Source organism: Eisenibacter elegans DSM 3317, assembly GCF_000430505.1.
Classification (GTDB): Bacteria; Bacteroidota; Bacteroidia; order Cytophagales; family Microscillaceae; genus Eisenibacter; species Eisenibacter elegans.
Window position 1 is genome coordinate 43,683 of sequence record NZ_AUMD01000019.1, and the last position, 16,255, is coordinate 59,937.

A 16,255-nucleotide genomic window follows, 5' to 3' on the forward strand; every position below is an offset into this window, starting at 1 on the left:
CAAATCCCCCATCTCAAGGTTACAAAGCTATAGGACTTCCAACGCCAAAACAGTATATTTGTTAGCATATCTTACGCTTATCACTTATTGACTAAGTCTAGTGTCTGTATACCAAAACTTTTTGCGCAAATACGTTCACTGTTTATACCATCTAGGGCTTTGTTGGGCGCTGAGTTTTCCCCTATCGATACAAGCCAAGGCCAATCCTAGAGACAGTCTGCGGCGTGTCTACCAACACTACAGCAGCCAATCTAGGAGGCTTGAGACAAGCCCCGAATACTTGGCACTACTACAGGCCTTGGCACAGGCCTATTATCTTCACCATTCAGACTCTACCCATTGGTTTGCCCAAAAAGCCCTAACTCTCAGTAAAGCCCAGAATGACCTCCCCCGAACAGGCAAGTTATACAACCTATTGGGCAACAACTACTATACCATTGGAGATTATGAACAAGCCTTGAGGTATTACCTACTTGCACTCCAAGTTTGGCAAAAACTAAACAACCCCGACGGATTGGCACGCACCCTCAACAGTCTAGGGTTGATTTATGAATCGCAGGGCGATTACAGGCGTGCTATTCAGCATCATCAGCACTCGATTCGTATTAGTCAAACCATTGACGAGCCTGCATCACGGCGTTACTTATTGAGTCTCAATCATCTCAACCTAGGCCTAGCTTACAAAGGAACGCAACAAAACGATTCGGCTGCCTATTTTTTCACCCTCACCGCCACCGATACCCTACCTGATATCACCAGAAACGCCCTGTTAGCACAGGCACACCTTGCCAACCTCTTGCTGGAGCAAGAAGCTTATCAGGCCGCGCTGCAATCCTATCAGCGGCTATTGATACACGAACCCCTACTCAATCGTTTTGATGCCTGTTTTGTTTTTGAGGGAATGGCCAAGGCCTATTTGCAACGCCAACAACCGGTTCAGGCACTGAAATATGCCAACAAAGCACTACAAATAGCCCAAGAGCTGCGCGCACATTGGGAAATGCAACGTGCTGCTTTGACAGCAGCAGAGGCCTCTGCTGCATTGGGCGATTTTACCAACGCTTATATGTTTTTGCAACTACATCGCCAATACAACGATAGTGTCTATAACCTCAACAAAGAAAAACGCATTCGGCAACTCAAAACAGACTACCAAGCATCCGAAAACGAGCGCCTTGCCCAAGAAAAGGAACTGCAGCTAGAAGTCAACAAACGGCAACGTTATGGCCTGATTGCCTTGAGCATTCTATTAGTCTCATTGAGCGTGGTGGCCATATTTTTGGTGTATCTTGTATGGGCAAGACAGGCAAAAAACCAAATACTTCAGGCAATCGATGAAACCAAAAACCGCCTTTTCTCTATCATTGGTCATGACCTTCGTGCGCCACTTGCCAGCATCAAGGCCGTGCTAGGGTTGCTACAGATGAAAGCCCTCAGCGCCGAAGAGCAGCAAATAGTGTTGAAAGATTTGACCCTTCGCCTAGACCTAGCCAACCACACCCTTGATAATCTCTTGGCTTGGGGCAAAGGGCAGCTACAACGTGTACAGTTTGTGGCCGAACCACGCTGGGTCAATTTACACCAAGAGGCGCAATACAGCATCAATCTTTGGGCAGATGCCGCCGCCCACAAGCAGCTGACACTACACAATGAGCTGCCTGCTACGCTGGAGCTATGGGTAGATGTAGAGCACCTGCGCCTAATTCTGCGCAATCTGCTCAACAATGCCATCAAGTTTACACCCAATGGCGGACATATCCGCATAGAAGAAGCTACGGCTCAGGGCTGGCAAGGGCTCACAGTTACCGACACAGGCATCGGGATGGATGCCGAAATACAAGCACAAATATTTGATAGCCAAGATTTTGTAAGCACTCGCGGCACAGCCAATGAGAAAGGAACAGGGCTGGGGCTGCAGCTCTGTCTAGCTTGTGCCAAAGCCAATGGTGGAACCATCAAGGTAAACAGTCAACTAGGCAAAGGAACCAGTTTTACCCTGTTATTGCCCCAGGGCTAATTTGCCTAAAAACGCCCTGCATAAAGTACTTCGGGTGGCAACAAGGTCTGTAAAAGCATAAACAAACGTTGTACAGGCAGACCCATAACATTGTAAAAACAGCCTTCTATCCCCTCAATCGCTACCATCCCAATCCATTCTTGTACACCATAAGCCCCTGCTTTGTCTAATGGTCGAAAATGTTGGAGATAATAGGCAATCATCTCCTCGCTCAGCGCTCGAAACCGCACCTTAGTGGTATCGCTGAATGTATGGAATGCGCCTTCGAGATTGGCCACGCAAACCCCCGTAACGACATCGTGTGTCCGGCCTGACATTTGCCTTAATAGCGCCGCCGCCTCTCCCAAGTCGTTTGGCTTGCCCAATACTGTGCCATCCAAAATCACATCTGTGTCAGCAGTAATCAGCCATTGACCCTGTGTCAGGATGGGCAACATTGCTTGGGCTTTTTTTTGTGCCAAATAGGGTGGTACTTCAGCTGCCAACATACCCTCTGGGTAGTCTTCGGGGGTATCTTGTACTTGGATACTGAAAGGAATGCCTAGGGTCTGAAGCAATTGTTGCCTCCGTGGAGAGCGTGAAGCCAATACTAAAGGAGTTTGCATAAGTTGATGGTAGGGTGAATATTATAATGGAAACAGCAACCTGTGATTGAAGCACCAAAGTTATCGTAAATCCTCTTAGGATTTGTGCCGAAATTCCGGAGAAGCTAAATTTTCAACCCACCACTTTGCATTCCCATACAATCATATAGTTGCAAAAAACATACATAAAACACTAAAAATCAATACTTTGACCTTAGAAATGATTACTTTTATCTGGCAGCCCGCTGTTTGGCCTCTTCGACTTCGTGCAGGTTTTTGGATTTGTAGCGTCCATAGCGCAGATGTTTGGGGCTACCCACAATTTGTGAGGCATAGATGCCCGTATGCCCCGAAAACATATACGCCACCACACAAGCCAAACCAATATACACAGCGGCCTCTGCGCCAAAAAGCTCTATGCCCATCAGGGTGCAGGCAATGGGCGTATTGGTGGCTGCGGCAAACACCGCCACAAAACCCATTCCGGCCAACAAGCCCATTGGCAGCGGCAGTACCCATACCAAGGCATTGCCCAAGGTAGCACCCACATAAAAAAGTGGGGTTACTTCCCCGCCCTTGAAACCCGCCCCAAGGGTAAAAGAGGTAAACAAGATTTTGAGCAGGAAGTCGTAGCTGTTTTGTTGTGCCACAAAGGAGTCTACAATCACCGGCACCCCCAGCCCGATGTATCTGGTTGTACCTGCGGCCCAAACAACCAAGGCTATCACGATGCCCCCATATACTGGCCGCAGCGGCGCATAGGCTACCTGAGCCTTAAAGAAGCGCCCCCAAAAATGGGTAGCTTGGGAAAAAAGCCGCCCGCCAAGGCCAAAGCATATTCCTGCCAAAATACAGTAAAGTAAGTTTTGTGGGCTCATCGGAGGGACTTCAGCGATGCTGTAATGGGTGTGGGCTACTTGCCAAGCGTGGCAGGTATAATCAGCAATGACTGCCGTCAGAATGCTCGGCAAAATAGCCTCATACCGCATTCGCCCCAACACCATCACTTCTAGCGCAAAAACAGTTCCGGCTAGTGGAGTGCCAAATACCGAGGCAAACCCTGCGCTTACCCCCATTACGAGCAAGACGCGTCGGTCGCGAGGTCGCAACTTGAAAAGCAGGGAGAACTGGTCGGCTATCGCTCCGCCCATCTGCACTGCCGTGCCCTCCCTGCCGGCAGAGCCACCAAAAAAATGGGTGGCTACGGTGCCAAAAAGCACTAAGGGAGCCATCTTGAAGGGAATTACCCGCTGAGGACGGTAGAACTCATCCATCAGTTGGTTGTTGCCTTTAACTACATCCTGACCATAATAGTAATACAGAAGCCCAATCATCAATCCACCCAAGGGCAGCAAGGCAATCACCCACTGGTTGGCTTCACGATAGTTGGTTGCCCACTCTAGCGATACCAAGAAAAAAGCCGAAGCCGACCCAGCCAGCCCACCTACCAAAATGGCTAATAGCAACCATTTGAACATATACATCAATACTGGAATCTGTTCGATACGGTGTAACCAAGTGTTAGAAGAGAAGATTTTCATCAGTTGGATTGTCATTACATTGAACCGCAAACAAGCTCCTTGCTTGTTTGTTATGTAGACATCATCAGCACAAAAAATGGCGGTTCGGGGCAGATATCATTACCACTAATGTATCACAAATATAGCCCGAGCACTCAAAAGACACAAGCCTAGTGGGTTCGTCATGGATTTTTGTCTTAAAATTTCAGAAGTCAAACTCCTGATAAGCAATGCATTATACGTAAAAAATACAGGGTGTCATTTTTTCTTAAAAAAACATCCTACTATCTCTACCAATTTAATAGAGTTATTTATATCTTTGTGCCACCAATCAACATCTACTCATTCATTCACTTTCTAAAACACTAAATTTATGGCACTTCGATTAGGTGATATAGCCCCTGATTTTACCGCCCAAAGTACCGAGGGCGAAATCCGTTTTCACGAGTGGCTTGGCGACAGCTGGGGCATTCTCTTCTCACACCCTGCGGACTTTACCCCCGTATGTACTACCGAACTAGGCACCACAGCCAAGCTTAAGCCTGAGTTTGAGAAACGTAACGTGAAGGTGGTCGCCTTAAGCGTAGATCCACTACCCTCGCACCACGAGTGGGTCAAAGATATCAACGAAACGCAAGGCACTACGGTAAACTTTCCCATCATCGCCGATGCAGACCGCAAAGTCTCGGAGCTGTATGATATGATTCACCCCAATGCCTCCGAAAACTTTACCGTCCGCTCGGTATTTGTGATTGGCCCTGACAAAAAAATAAAGCTGACTATTACCTACCCAGCCTCTACTGGGCGCAATTTCAATGAGTTGCTTCGGGTCATTGACAGCCTCCAACTGACAGCCAACTACAGCGTAGCCACTCCGGCCAACTGGCAGCACGGCGAAGAGGTCGTCATTGCACCGGCCATCAAGGATGAAGACATCCCTGCCAAGTTCCCTAAAGGACACAAAGCTGTAAAGCCTTACCTACGGCTAACTCCACAGCCTAACTTATAAGCCTAGTGCTCACTAAGACTATTTACTTGACATAATACATCTCAAAAAACCTCCTGACCCTTGTTAGGAGGTTTTTTTCGTTATACCTAATCAATATTGGTTTGGTTGGGAATAAATCATCTGACTATCTTTGCACCGTCCTGTAGCCTCCTCCAAAGCCCTCCACCAAAAAATAACTCCATACTTCACACCCCACATATTTTATGAAAACCTTGTTCCTAAATCTCGTAGACCTTCACCAACGCCGCATTTATCCGGCTTCCATTTCCATCGCCGAAGGCAAAATCACTGACATCAAAAGCTTAGACAGCCCTTGCGCACACTATGCCCTGCCCGGCTTTGTAGATGCGCATATCCATATCGAAAGCTCGATGCTCACCCCAAGGGCTTTTGCGGCAATGGCCGTGCGCCACGGCACGGTGGCTACCGTTTCCGACCCACACGAAATCGCCAATGTGCTCGGCTTAAAAGGGGTATTGTATATGATTGAAAACGGGCGGCACAGCGACTTCAAGTTTTACTTTGGTGCGCCCTCTTGCGTGCCGGCTACGAATTTTGAAAATGCCGGCGCTGCCCTCGGCCTCGATGCCTTAGAACAATTGCTCCTGATGCCGGAGGTGAAATATTTGGCCGAAATGATGAACTACCCGGGCGTATTGCACCAAGACCCTGAGGTAATGGCCAAAATCGCACTTGCGCAGCGCCTTGGCAAGCCTATTGACGGCCACGCGCCCGGCCTGCGCGGACAAGCCGCCCGCGACTACATCGCCGCCGGAATGAGCACCGACCACGAGTGTTTCACTGCCGAAGAGGCGCTCGACAAGCTCCAAGCCGGCATGCACGTCCTCATCAGGGAGGGCAGCGCCGCCAAAAACTTTGAAGCCCTCGCCCCATTGCTGCCCCAATACTTTGGGCAGATGATGTTTTGCTCCGACGACAAGCATCCTGACGAACTACTGCTCGGGCATATCAACCAGCTCGTTCAGCGGGCGCTGGCCAAAGGTTTTGCCCTTTTTGATGTCTTGGAGGTGGCCTGCCTCAATCCTGTAAAACACTATGGCTTAGACTTGGGGCTGCTGCGTGTGGGCGACCCTGCCGATTTTATTGTGGTAGAAGACCTGACGGCTTTCAAGGTACTCAAGACCTATATCGGTGGCAAAGAGGTCTTCGATGGTGTGCAAGACCATATTCCGCAGCTATCGGGCAGCTTGCCCAATCACTTCGAGGCCTTGCCCCGCCAAGAGAGCGATTTTCGCCTATCGGCAAAAGATTATGCGCACAATATGGCCATAGAGGCCATTGATGGAGAGCTGATTACCCGCAAAGTAGCTGTGGCGCTTTCGAGCGATGCCGAGGGCTTCCTCCAAGCCGACCCTGCCCAAGACCTGCTCAAGATTGCGGTCATCAACCGTTATGTACCTCAGGCCAGGCCGGCCATCGCCTTTATCAAAAACTTTGGCCTCAAAGAAGGGGCAATTGCCTCTACGGTGGCGCACGACTCCCACAACATCATTGTGGTAGGAGCCGACGATGCCGCCATCACCGAGGCGGTCAATCTGCTTATTGCCGCACAAGGTGGCGTAGTGGCCGTAGGCAAGGGGCAGCAAAAGGTACTCTCCCTGCCTATTGCCGGACTGATGAGCCCCCAAAGCGCTGAGGAAGTGGCCGCTGCCTACACCGAGATAGATGCTTTTGCCAAGGAATTGGGCAGTACCCTCAAAGCACCTTTTATGACGCTCTCTTTTATGGCCTTGCTCGTGATTCCCCATATCAAAATCAGCGACTTAGGCCTTTTCGATGTGGATAGTTTTCAGCTGGTTGAGTGATTTTTTGTAACTATTTAGGTGATACGCTTTGCTATAAATCTCTTATTATCAATTCGTTGGCTTTTGTTATATAGTTCGGCTTTAAATAAGCTTATTCTATAAATCACTAATTATCAAGTAGTTGTGTTTTAACTAAATTCCTAGCCATGAAACCCATCCTCTCGCAAGTATTTAATAATCAAGCATTTGAGCCTCCCAAATAGTTACGATTTTTTTAAACAAATTTTAGTAGTCATTTGGAAGTTATAAAAAAGTATGCAATATTTGCATCCGAAATAAATATTGATTAACCCTTATTATTTCATCCTTTATGAAAAAAATACTATTTACCCTCACTTTCCTATGTCTTTTCGTTGGTGCACAAGCACAAGACTTCAAGCCCTTCAAACTAGGTCTCGGAGCAGATTATGCGATTTCTAACGACGAAGATGCCAAAGGTGGACTACTTGTACACACCACTGGAAATTTCTGAAATCCCATAGCCTCAACTTATCGACCGACACTGCCAAATCCTAACTTTTTTATTAAAAAACACTTTTTTTTAATCCAAGGTTGGAGCTTCACACTACGTTTTCCAAAAACATCCAGTGGTGTATTGCTTGTATACCTAGAGCCTGCCTACCGCGTCAGTAGCCAAATTGCTGTGGGGCTAAGAATAGAAAGCGCTATTATGGCAAGAGGTATAGCTACTGCTTCAGGAAACGCTGATTTTTCAGCTTATGGCAACTTCTCTTACACCATTAACGGGCAGTACTACCTCTCTAACAACACTTTCAGACCTTTCATCGGTGTGGGTGTAGGTTTGTTTGGATTGGCTTCTGTACGCACTGACAATGTAGACCTAGTATCTGCTGGAACCAAGTTTGGTTTCTATCCACGGATCGGTTTTGAGGCTGATTACTTTGCCTTCAATTTTGAATACAACCTCATTCCTGCTACCAAAATCGACGGTACTGACATTTCAATCAAAAATAGTTATGCTGGTATTAAGCTTGGCTTTTTCTTGTTTGGCAGAAGAAACTAATTCCTAAAATAATACAATCTACAAAAAAGAAAAAAGAGCACTTACGGCACTCTTTTTTTATGTAAATACCCTCTTACACAACTCAAAAAAGGCTTAGCGCCCTTGGGTATATTGGAGATTTACACACCACTGGACATTTGTCAAATCCCTCAGTTAAAACTGTGGGCTAAGTCTCATTTTGGGGGTGAAATGAGGCCTCAACTTATCCCAGAGCTAGCGCTTCGAGCTACTTTTTCAAAAATGCCCAGTGGCATAGACCATTTTACTATATCCGCGTCAATTGTAGTGAGGGCCCTGCTGACCTTACTAACACCTCAACTACTGGCCATAAGGGTCAGTGTTTAGGCTTCCTTGCAGCTTCAGCCTAAAAACCTTATCTTTCGGAACTGAAAGCCACTCAAAACAACCCCGATGCTTACCAAGACTACTTATTTTGGCCTACCCTTAGGATGTAGGGCAATATTGATTTTTTGCGTTTTTCACTTGCTATCGACACCCACAAAGGCGCAAGACCTTGACTATGTACGCCAAGTGATTGACACACTTTGCAGCCCTACCATGTTTGGCCGCAGCGCTTTGCATGGAGGCGAGCGTTTGGCTGCCGACTTTATTCAGGCCGAATTCCAACGTTTGGGTGTGTCTGCCTTTGAACAAGGCTATCAACAAGCCTTCTCCCTATCCCTCAACACTTTTCCCAAAAACCCCAAGTTACGCATCAATGGCAAACCCTTGAGTGCCGGCCATGACTATATCCTAAGCCCCCTAAGCCGCAGCGGGAAGGGTAGTGGCCGTTTGGTTTTTATTGATTCCTTGTTGGTAAATGATGCTGCCGCACGGCAAGCATTGTTGAGCAAACACAAAAGAAAGTTGCAAAAGCGTATTGTTGTGTATGAACAAAAGGATTTTATGGCACTCACAGCACTTGAGGATGGCTTTTGGGGTGAAATCCAACAAGCACAAGCCCTATTGACCTTGTTTTCGCCCAAACTTACCGCCTCAATGGGCACACAGCAGCTCAGTAACCCCACATTTTGGTTATTGCCCGAAGCCCTCCCTTCTAAGGCCAAACGAGTAAACTATCGTCTGACATCCGATTTACTGACTGATTATCAGAGCCAAAACGTCATCGGTTATGTTCCCGGTACTAGCAATCCAACGCAGTATCTTGTTTTGACGGCACACTATGACCACCTTGGAGGTTATGGTACAGATACCTACTTTCCGGGAGCCAATGACAATGCCTCTGGGGTTGCCCTGTTACTAAGCTTGGCACAATATTATGCCCAAAACCCTGCGCCCTACAGCGTAGTATTCATCGCCTTTGGAGCAGAGGAAGTCGGCCTAATAGGCTCGGCATATTATACCCGCAGACCGTATTTTCCATTGGAGCAAATCTTGTTTCTGCTCAACTTGGACCTTGTTGGTACTGGCGATGATGGCCTGATGGCTGTCAATGGTGCTGTGTTCAAAGAAGAATTTGAGCGCCTGCAAAACCTCAACACCACACACCAATTGTTGCCCAATGTGCAAGCTCGTGGCAGCGCCCGCAACTCGGACCACTACTATTTCTATGAGCAGGGAGTACCTTGTTTCTTTCTCTACACACTTGGTGGTATCAAGGCCTACCACGATGTGTATGATGTTCCTAGCACCCTACCCCTCACGAAGTTTGCAGCACTACATCAATTGATTCGCTTGTTTTTGGCGCAATATTGATTTTGCCTCTATTCATCCCCCTGAGTGTCTTATGCCTACCGATATCGAACAATTACGCGAGTTTCTGGATGCAAAAGTGTTGCTTTATAACCAACCTGACTTCATCCCCGAAGACCCTATCAGTATTCCCCACCGCTTCCAAAAACAGCAGGACATTGAGATTGCAGGTTTGTTTGCCGCTGTTCTCGCTTGGGGGAATAGAAAAACAATTATCAATAAATGTGCATCGCTATTAGAAATAATGGATAATAGTCCGTATTATTTTATTATGAATCATCAAGAAAACGACCTAAAGGCCTTGACAGAGTTCAAACATCGTACTTTCAATGCAACTGACACGCTGTACTTTGTCCATTTTTTGAAATGGTTTTACCACAGACACGCCTCTCTCGAAGAAGCCTTCGTGGCTGGAATGCTACCAGACGCTACTGATGTAGGTGGTGGGCTGGCGCATTTCCACACATTGTTTTGCAGCCTACCAGAGTTTCCAGAGCGTAGCCGCAAACATGTGGCTACCCCTGCCCGAGGCTCGGCCTGTAAGCGCCTCAATATGTACTTGCGCTGGATGGTGAGGCAAGATGATACAGGTGTAGATTTTGGCCTTTGGAAACGCCTGCGCCCCTCCCAGCTCATATGTCCTTGCGACATTCACGTGGAGCAAGTGGCGGCCAAGCTAGGACTTCTGACACAGCCCAAAAGCAATTGGAAGGCTGCTGTAACCCTGACCGAACAACTGCGAATACTCGATCCTCAAGACCCTGTGAAGTACGATTTTGCTCTCTTTGGACTGGGGGTGGTCGAAAGGTTTTGGCAAGCGCCCCCTCCTTCCTATACACCAGTATAAGCGCCAATCACGCTACTGGATATTTTTCAAATCCAAAATGAGACCTCAGCTTGTCTCGGAGCTGGAACTCCGAGCTACTTTTCCAAAAAATATCCAGAGGTGTAAACCCCAGTGCAAAGGCTCACGATGTTACCCTTTCAGTGCTGCATCTACTGATTGTCGTAGGGCGGGCAAGGGTAGAGCCCCTGCTTGCCTCCAAAGTAGACGTCCTTGTTTGAAAAGCAACAAAGCTGGTACTCCTCTAACTTGGTACTGAGCCGCCGCAGCAGGATTTTTGTCTACATCAATCTTGATAACCCGCAGCGCGTCGCCATATTCTTTGGCCAAGGTTTCGAGCGTAGGAGCCAAGGCCTGGCAGGGGCCGCACCAAGTAGCATAAAAATCAACCAATACGGGTTTATCATCTTGAATGAGTTGGGCAAATGTTTTTTTCATATACTATCGTGGTTTTCCAACGGTTCAAAAACAATGCTTCCTATACTAAAAGTTTCCTGTTGCTAACAACAGCGCTGCCGTGATTTGTTTATTACAGCTGCAGCAAACCTTCTTGGGGATAGGTTCTCAGGTATGCCACTAGATAATTTTGGTTTTTGTCGTTGTTGTGCTTATTTCGACCCCTGCTTTTGACGCATATTTACCCGCAAAGAAGGCGGGTGATATTTAAATTTTAAAAAAAATATTTCAAATAAAATATTTTATTTTATCATTTTCAGTATCATTCGCTAAAATCCAGCTAAATCCCTTTGTATATCCCAAACAAATTGTGTTTATTTGAGCCATACGGTGTGGAACAGTGTGGCTAAGTATCCACAAAACCAAACGATAGCTCTTTTATGCTTATCAAACAAATGCTTTGCACAGGGGGGTTGTGCTTGCTTTTATTATGTACCCACTGGGGCGTAGCACAACAGCAAATCGATAGCCTATATGGCATCTTGCAAGAACACAAAAAAACAGACACCCTCAAAGTCCAAATACTCAATGCGTTGGCCTTTGCCTATCGCTACACTCTTCCTGACTCTGCGCGGTATTTTGCTAAGCAGGCCCTCCTATTGTCTCAACACCTCAACTATCCGACTGCCGAAATAGAGGCATACCAAAACCTTGGACTGGCCTATGATGCAAAGGGCAATTACCAAGAAGCCTTGAGGTATTATAAAGAGACACTTAGGATTGCCAAAAATACAGAAATAACATCCCCTTATAGCATTACATACAACTATATTGCCAATGTTTATAACAAACAAGGCTACTACCCACAAGCCTTACAGTATTATCAAAAAGCGATCGTGTGGGCCACGAAAGTCAACGACCAAGAAATAATCGCCCGATGCACCAACAATATGGCCATCATTTATGCCAACCAAGGCAAATACGAGACTGCTCTACAGCAATACCAAAAAGCACTGGGCATTCGCAAAACGCTGGGTTTGGAGGCCGATGTAGCCCGAAGCTTGCAAGGAATCGCCATTGTTTACCACAAACAAGGGCGCTTTCGGGAGGCCTTGGCCTATCACCAAGAGGCGCTCAATATCCGCAAGCAACTACAAGACTCTCAGGGGGTTGCCTTTAGTGCCGTCAGTATTGCTCAATATTATGCCGAACACTCCCAACCCGACTCCGCCCAATGGTATCTGAGACTGGCCATAGAAGTACGTCAAGCTATTGCTGATCGTTATAGCCAGGCTTGGGTATTGGAAGGTATCGCCGATACCTATCTCAAGCTTCAGTGCCCCGCAGTAGCCGCTCAGTATGCGCGCCAAAGCCTGCAGATAGCTACTCTGGCACAATACAGGGAGCTCATCCGAGATAATTACCACCTACTCAGTCAAGCATTTGAACAAGAGAAACAATATGACCAAGCACTGGACTATCACAAGCGCTACAAAGCATATCACGACAGCATCCACAATCAGCAAGTAGAGCGGCAAATGACCGACCTCAAAGCACAATACCAGCTCCAAAAACAACGAACGCAGCTTGAGGCCACCCAAGTGCTCTACGAAACCAAAATGCGCGCCCAAAGGCGTATTGGGCTGCTCATTGGCACGGCTTTGCTATTGTTGTTCTCTGTGATGGTTTGGGGCGCTTGCAACTACTACCGGCTGCGGAAGGCCTACGCTCAGTTGGCCAAAATAAATGAAGAAGCCAAGCAGGCTGCCCAAGCGCTGGCCGAAAGCAACCAAACACTTGTTCAGCAAGCAGAAGAAATACAATTGCTCAACGAAACCCTAGAGCAAAAAGTCAAACTCAGAACCCAACACCTAGCCAAGGCCAACGAAACCCTCCGAGATTATGCTTTCCTCAACAGCCATACCCTCCGCCGCCCTTTGGCCAATATCTTGGCTGCTTCGCGGGAGGCCTTGCGTGCCGATAGCCAAACCATCATCGAGCTACAGGGGATGATACAGATTATCCGCAACAATGCTGAGGAAGTCGACCAAGTGATTTATGAAATCAATGACCGCCTAGAAGCCTTTGAAGCTACCCAAGAAGATAGCGACAATGAATAAGTGCTAAGCTCTGGATACTGTCAAAGCACAGCGTTTCAAAAAACGTCATTTTTAGCAGTCCAAAGAATTTTTGGCATATATACCCACTCAAAGTTGGTTTGGTAACTGTATGCGCTGAAAACCCTTGGAAATCACCCCCCTGTCAATCCTACAATCTTGTAAACCTTGGTATACATTTCCCACACGCCACTGGACATTTTTCAAATCCGCAGTTAAAGCCTCTCATTTGCCCCAAAAATGAGACCTCAGCTTGTCTCGGAGCTGGAGCTCCGAACTGCTTTTCCAAAAATGTCCTGTGGCGCGCATTTCCCAAACCCATATTGATTGGGTTTGCAGGCTATATCTATAAGATAGCCGTAGAGGCTGCTTGCGTTTTCAAAACCTACCCTGCTACTCATCCGTTTTAGAAAAGAGTAAATCAGTACGTTGCTGATAATTTTGTAACCATACTACCCATTTACCTTAACATCTGAATATGATAAAAGAGCACAAACACGCCCTGAATCCAAGCTTGTGTTGGGTATTGACGATATTGCTAACAGGGTTTCTTGCCACAAGCTGTATTTCGTTGGAAGATGACGAACTACAGCGTATAGAGTCTTGTCCGGGAGTACCAACACGCGACTTTGCTCGCTGGATTGTAGACGAAACAGCAACCATCAGGCGCATAGATTTATGGATTCCGCAGCCTAGCGGCGCACAAGTGAAGGAGACTTTTTGGGTATTGATGATGGCGGAAGAAGGGAGAAGGCGTACAAGTATCGGCAAAGAAACGCTTTACTTGCCCTGCCGGCTACCAGCCGCCTTTCAACAGACGGGTAGGTCGGTGCTCTTCTCCGGCTATGAGCTGTCTACCACAGCCTCTTATACTGATGTGGATGGTTTTGTTGGGTTAATACTAACAGAAATCACATTTAGCTCTGATGTTTCTGACAATGATTAAAAATTGCCGACAACCTATCATAGCAGTTTTAGCGGGATGCTTACTGCTTGCCAACTCTTGGGTTTATGCGCAAAGACCTATTGCCAAGGGTTATGTATTTGATACCGAAGAAAATATCCGAAGTACCCTGAGCAACACAGAAGGACGCAAGTATCTTCGGCCAGTGGTTCAATTCCAAGGAGACTATGGCGTTGCCCGTCCTATGGGAGCTTTCAAACGTACCAACAGCAGCAACAGTGGCTTCGCACAAGAAGGAGTTTATTGGAATGTGTTGATGACCATCTTCTTAACACACAGGGAAGCCCCCAGATACGACGAATATTCCCCTGTACTGCAGCACTATTTCGGTTTTGGAGCCGGCTATCATAACCATAAAATGCCTGTCGATGTGGCAGCTATCGAGGCTAACTTAGAACGCGCATTTGAAACCCCACTAGCCGGCCAAACCAGCTTTTTTGCAGACAGCACCCTAGACAACCAACGGTGGAACATCCACTTTGTCAGCTTTAGCCTAGACTATATGCTGATGGTCAACCACTGGTTTACCTTCAAGCTTTCTCCATTTGTAGGGGTTGGCTGGACAAATCAAAGACCTCGTTATTTCATCGACCAAGGCAATTATGTGCCAGAGGGATATGGGCGTTTTTTCCCAGATGCTATTTATGAATCACCCAATGCGAGGTTTGGATGGGGCGGGCACTCACAGATACACGTCAACCTGTTGACTCCCTTCAGTATTGGCGGGGGCGTATCGTGGCTCAATTACACACAAAACTTCTTGTCTGATGCTTTTGAAGTAAGCTCCAATAACGGCAGAATAGTGGTCAATCGCCGTGTAGAAAGCAGCTGGCAGTCGATGAATATGCTCCGCTGGCATCTGAGTTTGGTGATGAATATAGGCGGGATGTATCCGCGAGAACGCAACCGCCCCACACGCTATCAGGATGAGGGCGGGTTTAGACGATATTGATTTGCTACCATACTATAGCCGTAGCCCTATCACCATTACATCATCGATTTGGCTACGGCTGCCCTTCCAGTCCTCAAAAGTCTGCGCAACTACGGCTTGTTGTTCCGATGTTGGCTGTTGGTGAATGGCTTCGAAGAGCGCGTTGAGGCGTGATGGCAAGAATTTTTTGTCTTCAGCGCCACCAAACTGGTCTTGGTATCCATCCGAATAGAGGTAGAGCATCGTAGGGCTGGAGATATCAATGGTATGTCGGGTAAAGTGTTTGCGGATTTCCTGCTCCGGACTCAGGTCTCCTATAGAGCTTTTTTCGCCTTTGATGGTATGGATTTGCCCTGCTTGGAAATAAGTCATTCGGCTACGTGCTCCGGCACAGCTGAGGGTCTTTGCTTCCGTGTCTATCGTGCAAACCATCATATCCATACCATCTTTGTTGAACTGGTGGTCATATTTCCAGACCGTTTGTAGGTTATAGTCTACTTCGCTCAAGATGCTTTCGGGCTGTGTGAGCATCGCATCGTGTACGGCCTGATTGAGTAGCGAAACACCAATCATCGACATAAACGCCCCCGGCACGCCGTGTCCGGTACAATCAGCAGCCACGAAAATGGTCTTGTGTCCACGCTGTGCCATCCAATAAAAATCACCACTGACTACATCCCGGGGGCGATAGAACACAAAATGCTCCTTGAAGCTGGCCTCCAGCAAGTGGGTGGGGGGCAAGATAGAGCGTTGTATATTTTTGGCATAATGGATGCTATCTTGGATGGCCTTGTGTTGTTCTTCAAGAGTTTTGGTACGCTCTGCTACTTTTTGCTCTAAGGTATGATTTAGCTCTCGGAGCTGCGCATTCTGCAAGCTGAGTTGCAGGTCTTGTTGGAAGCTTTTCAGCCCTTTTTCTACCGTAATACGCAAATCATTCGGCTCCCAAGGTTTGGCAATAAAGCGATACAAGTTGGCTTCATTGATGATATTGGTGATGCCCTCAACGCTGGCTTGCCCTGTAAGGAGGATTTTGATGGTATCGGGGGATAGTTGGTGTAGCTTGATAAGCAATTCGTCGCCTTTCATTTGTGGCATCACATAATCGGATATGGCCATGGCGATTGCCTGCCCTCGCGATTGTAAGAAAGCCACTACTTCCAACGCCTCCTCGGCGCTCTCAGCAACTTCGATATTATACTCAGGAAAAGCCCTCATCAACTCCCTCTTGAGGCTATTGAGGATGATGGGTTCATCATCGATACAAAGTATGGTATGCATAGCGTAATCTGTCGCTCAACGCGTAGGTG

General features: G+C 47.3%; 14 protein-coding genes and 1 riboswitch. Of the genes, 10 read left to right on the forward strand and 4 right to left on the reverse strand.

The genetic code is table 11. From position 1 onward, the window contains the following. Positions 1–121 precede the first annotated feature (121 nt). Positions 122–2,017 carry an ATP-binding protein gene (locus tag G499_RS0106090; protein ID WP_026999210.1) on the forward strand — a complete coding sequence of 632 codons (1,896 nt, stop codon included), beginning with the start codon at positions 122–124 and terminating at the stop codon, positions 2,015–2,017. A gap of 5 nt (positions 2,018–2,022) precedes the next feature. Here G499_RS0106090 and G499_RS18915 read toward each other — a convergent pair whose 3' ends face one another. Together G499_RS18915 and G499_RS0106100 are read right to left on the reverse strand one after the other, a co-directional pair. Beyond that, positions 2,023–2,622: a Maf family nucleotide pyrophosphatase gene (locus tag G499_RS18915; RefSeq protein WP_051295980.1), complete on the reverse strand. Its 600-nt coding sequence runs from the start codon at positions 2,620–2,622 to the stop codon at positions 2,023–2,025. A gap of 209 nt (positions 2,623–2,831) precedes the next feature. Next, the gene (locus G499_RS0106100) at positions 2,832–4,142 is read right to left on the reverse strand and encodes a voltage-gated chloride channel family protein (protein ID WP_035726827.1); all 1,311 of its coding nucleotides are present in this window, start codon (positions 4,140–4,142) and stop codon (positions 2,832–2,834) included. A 48-nt stretch (positions 4,143–4,190) separates the two neighbouring features. Continuing rightward, positions 4,191–4,255, reverse strand: a riboswitch (Fluoride riboswitch). Positions 4,256–4,494: 239 nt separating this feature from the next. On the opposite strand from G499_RS0106100, the gene G499_RS0106105 reads away from it, so the two are divergent. From G499_RS0106105 to G499_RS18920, 6 genes are all read left to right on the forward strand, one after another. Continuing rightward, positions 4,495–5,130 carry a peroxiredoxin gene (locus tag G499_RS0106105; protein WP_026999212.1) on the forward strand — a complete coding sequence of 212 codons (636 nt, stop codon included), beginning with the start codon at positions 4,495–4,497 and terminating at the stop codon, positions 5,128–5,130. A gap of 203 nt (positions 5,131–5,333) precedes the next feature. After that, the gene (gene ade, locus G499_RS0106110) at positions 5,334–6,956 is read left to right on the forward strand and encodes an adenine deaminase (RefSeq protein WP_026999213.1); all 1,623 of its coding nucleotides are present in this window, start codon (positions 5,334–5,336) and stop codon (positions 6,954–6,956) included. Positions 6,957–7,266: 310 nt separating this feature from the next. After that, on the forward strand, positions 7,267–7,428 hold the full coding sequence (locus tag G499_RS21690) for a hypothetical protein (protein WP_154658332.1): 162 nt from the start codon (positions 7,267–7,269) through the stop codon (positions 7,426–7,428). A gap of 123 nt (positions 7,429–7,551) precedes the next feature. After that, the gene (locus G499_RS0106120; protein WP_026999214.1) at positions 7,552–7,980 is read left to right on the forward strand and encodes a hypothetical protein; all 429 of its coding nucleotides are present in this window, start codon (positions 7,552–7,554) and stop codon (positions 7,978–7,980) included. Between the two features lie 411 nt (positions 7,981–8,391). Continuing rightward, complete coding sequence (locus G499_RS0106130; RefSeq protein WP_051295981.1) at positions 8,392–9,696, forward strand: M28 family metallopeptidase; 1,305 nt, start codon at positions 8,392–8,394, stop codon at positions 9,694–9,696. Between the two features lie 31 nt (positions 9,697–9,727). Beyond that, positions 9,728–10,540 carry a TIGR02757 family protein gene (locus G499_RS18920; RefSeq protein ID WP_051295983.1) on the forward strand — a complete coding sequence of 271 codons (813 nt, stop codon included), beginning with the start codon at positions 9,728–9,730 and terminating at the stop codon, positions 10,538–10,540. Positions 10,541–10,669: 129 nt separating this feature from the next. On the opposite strand, the gene trxA is transcribed toward G499_RS18920, so the two are convergent. Further along, positions 10,670–10,975, reverse strand: coding sequence for a thioredoxin (gene trxA, locus G499_RS0106140; protein WP_026999217.1), 306 nt, complete (start codon positions 10,973–10,975; stop codon positions 10,670–10,672). 398 nt (positions 10,976–11,373) lie between these two features. On the opposite strand from trxA, the gene G499_RS0106145 reads away from it, so the two are divergent. The 3 genes from G499_RS0106145 to G499_RS0106155 all read left to right on the forward strand — a co-directional run bounded on the left by G499_RS0106145 (position 11,374) and on the right by G499_RS0106155 (position 14,966). Next, positions 11,374–13,053, forward strand: a complete 1,680-nt coding sequence (locus G499_RS0106145) for a tetratricopeptide repeat protein (RefSeq protein WP_026999218.1) — start codon at positions 11,374–11,376, stop codon at positions 13,051–13,053. A 475-nt stretch (positions 13,054–13,528) separates the two neighbouring features. Continuing rightward, a complete protein-coding gene (locus G499_RS0106150) occupies positions 13,529–13,996 on the forward strand; it encodes a hypothetical protein (protein WP_154658333.1) in 468 nt (155 codons plus the stop codon). Continuing rightward, the gene (locus tag G499_RS0106155; RefSeq protein ID WP_026999220.1) at positions 13,989–14,966 is read left to right on the forward strand and encodes a hypothetical protein; all 978 of its coding nucleotides are present in this window, start codon (positions 13,989–13,991) and stop codon (positions 14,964–14,966) included. Before G499_RS0106150 ends, G499_RS0106155 begins: the two co-directional genes overlap by 8 nt. A gap of 12 nt (positions 14,967–14,978) precedes the next feature. Here the strand turns inward: G499_RS0106155 and G499_RS0106160 are convergent, their stop codons facing one another. After that, complete coding sequence (locus G499_RS0106160; RefSeq protein ID WP_026999221.1) at positions 14,979–16,226, reverse strand: SpoIIE family protein phosphatase; 1,248 nt, start codon at positions 16,224–16,226, stop codon at positions 14,979–14,981. Between the last annotated feature and the right edge of the window lie 29 nt (positions 16,227–16,255).